The organism is Helicobacter didelphidarum (assembly GCF_003364195.1).
GTDB lineage: Bacteria > Campylobacterota > Campylobacteria > Campylobacterales > Helicobacteraceae > Helicobacter_A > Helicobacter_A didelphidarum.
The window spans coordinates 1-3298 of the sequence record NZ_NXLQ01000071.1; the positions used below are offsets into that span (position 1 = coordinate 1).

At 28.4% G+C, this 3298-nt stretch carries 2 protein-coding genes; both read left to right on the forward strand.

The genetic code is table 11. The annotated features are described in order from the left end of the window. Positions 1-990 (forward strand): bacteriophage T4 gp5 trimerisation domain-containing protein (locus CQA53_RS10505; protein ID WP_245945892.1); only part of this gene is annotated, 990 nt, incomplete at its 5' end. A 125-nt stretch (positions 991-1115) separates the two neighbouring features. Next, a partial coding sequence (locus tag CQA53_RS10510; protein WP_147290038.1) for a hypothetical protein occupies positions 1116-3298 on the forward strand: 2183 nt, incomplete at its 3' end.

Below are 3298 nucleotides of genomic sequence, written 5' to 3' on the forward strand. Positions count from 1 at the left end.
CCTCATATCTCCTATACCCCATTCTTACGAGTAGCCTCTCCAATAGCAAGTAATCAGAGTGGCTTATTTGCTATCCCTAGAGTAGGAGATGAAGTGATTATAAGTTATTTAGAAAATGATATAGATAAGCCCTATATTAGTTCTAGTTTGTATAATGTGAGTAATCCTAGTATCAATGATTTACCCTTTAATGATAATCAAACCTCACTTTCATCTAAGACTATAGGCAGAGATGAGAATGGTATCAATGAACTTACTCTCTCTAATATCAAAGACAAAGAACAAATCTATCTTCATGCACAAAGAGATTATGATGAGATAATAGAGCATAACTTTACTCAAAGGATTAAACATAATAAAGATTCTATAGTCAAAGGCAACTACACAGAATCTATCAACAAATATCATAGACAAGAAATACTAGGAGTAAAAGATGTAAGAGTAGGAGCAGAATATCTAACCAATGTAGCACTCTCTAAAGATACCATAGTAGGAGGAAGTCATACTCTTAATATAGGGATAGATAATAAACTCAGAGTATTAAAGAATAGTAGTGAGTATGTAGGTGGGGATAAAGAGACTAGCATACAAGGCAATACAATAGAATCTATTCATGGAGAGAGAATAGAGAATGTGAGAGGTAATAAGGTAGAGGTGGTGGAGGGAGATATGGGAATAGAATCTACAAAAGGGATCAATTATAAGAGTGAAGAACATATTAATTTGCAAGCAAAGAATTATATAGATATAAATGCCAAAGAAAGTTTCTCTACATATACAGATAAACAACATACAGAGATTGCAGATTCTAAGTTTAGTGAAATAAAAACAGATTATAATATAAGTGCAGGAAACGAAATCACCCATAAAGTAGGAGATACCACTATCACCGCTAAGGGAGATAGTGTGATTATCAAAGCAGGTGGCGTAGAAGTAGTGATAGATTCTAATGGACTTGTAGTCAAAGGTGGGGAAGTGAAAAGTGAGTAATCTTAAAGAACCTATCACAACGCTACAAAGCCATCAAATGTTAATACATAACAACACATAAAGCAGAAAGATAAAAATGGATAAATATAAAACTACATTATTTCAGATTCTTATAGGAGATATAGATGATTAACACTAGCAATACAAAGCAGATTCATATTGATCACACACAATCCGCATTTAAAACATTAGGTAAAGATGAATTTACTAAAATTACCAATGCTTTTTTAGGCGAAGAAAGATATTGCATAAATTATAATATAACAGAGGATAAAAAAGATATTAATACAGCCATAAAAGAAATGTTTGACAATGAAAGGAATGATATACATAAAAAGCTAACTAAGATGTTACAAGATAAAAAAATACTTTGCTATGAGAATAAAATATACACTAAAGAGGGTGTAGCCTTTTTCTTGCTCTATTTACAAAATAGAAATGTTTATCAATATAAACATGCAAGAAATTTTTTTATTTGGGTCTTAGAATCTAAGGTTCCCAATTACTTTTTATTGTGGTTTGGATTTAGATATTATGTCAATTTAGCTAGTAAAACAAAAGCTATACAAAACTTTAAAGATGCAATATTGCAATCTTGTCTCATAGATATAGGTTTAGATGCAAAAAATTTTTCTTTATCAAATGAAAAATCACTACAAAGTTTTATTAATATATTTGCTTATCTTAATTTTACTATAAAAAAGGACTATCTAGTTGAAAGTTTAAAAAATAAGGATTTTACTTATTTGCAAACGATTCAATATAATGATTATGGTATTGTTACCGAATATATTGTTACAAAATTATCTTCTCAATCAAGTAAAGATAAAAGATTTATATACCCACAAGCAATTAATAATTACATTGATACAAATAATTTAAAAACATTTGAGGAAATAATAAATCCTGTGCTTAAAAGTGTTAAAATTATTCCAAAAGAGCAACAATTCATCCTATCTTTCATATTTACTCCATTTGATTATACATCCTTTGGAGGAATTATAGACAAGACAGACAATATTGCAACACTCGCTAAAGAAATACAAAAGATACAAGATAAGTATAAAAATAAATTGAAATGGATAAGTAAAAAAGAAACACCATTTAATATACTTACAAAAGAAGAATTAAAAGAAGTAATAACACGATATACTAAGCAATACGAAAATATTAATCAACTATTAATGAGTGCAGATAAAAATATTTCTCTTTTTATATTTATCTTACAAAACTTTAAAAATTCTCTTAAGTTTTATCAACCCTTCTTTAATAATAAAAAAGAAAAAGATAAGCCTATATATATTCCATACACTTTTATTTCACTACCAAACAATACCATAGATTGTGAACAATTATTTTCATCTTGCAAACTCTTTTTATACATAAAGGATAAAGATGAATTTTTACCTATTGCTACTAACAAGTTACTCCCTATTGATACAAACAAGCTTTCTGTTATAGATAAGAGTAGTAGTATTACTTATGAATTTAAAGATATAAAAAGCACCCAAAATATAGAAAATATCCTTCATATACAAACGCACGATAATCATACTTTAAAGCTTTACAATTTTATTAAAATTACGGATTGCATTAATCAATATGATGAACAAAATAATATTGTTACCTTTAGTGCAAATACTTCTTTGTTCAATATTCAACTTCAAATTGAGCTTATCAAAAAGCATATTATCGAGCGTTCCTCTCATTCAAATTTTACATTAAAGCTTGCACAGCTTCAAATTGCCCCTTATGATTATAGGAATCCAAAAACACACAATAAAACAATGCAAAATAAAATATTTAATACCATCTATCTCCACAACTGCGAAAATAGAAAAGTTTATCAATCTACTTTGTTAAAGAAAGTAAAAGATGAAGATTCTAATGGATTTGGAACTTATGAAGTAGAATTTAATATAGAACTTATAGATGATAAAAATTGCAATCTCAACCAACGCACTACTAAACTCATCATAGCTACACAAAATCTATCCACAAAGCAACAAATCATCAAAGGTAAAAATAACTCTCTTGCCATCAAAGACTTTAGCACTGCTGATTTTCATCACACAGGTAATGTAGCCATCATATCACTTACTTGCAAAGAAAAAAATGAATATATAAAATCTAAACAACCCTTTATATTCACTAAAAGAGTATCTATGCAAGAGTTTAGAGATTCTCTTTATAAAGATAAATCAAACATTATAGCAAGAATGTCTAGCAATCCCTTAGCAGTATTCTTTGAATCTCATACAAATACAAGCAATACCAAGCTAGACGCTAAGAATCCTCTTATACTTTA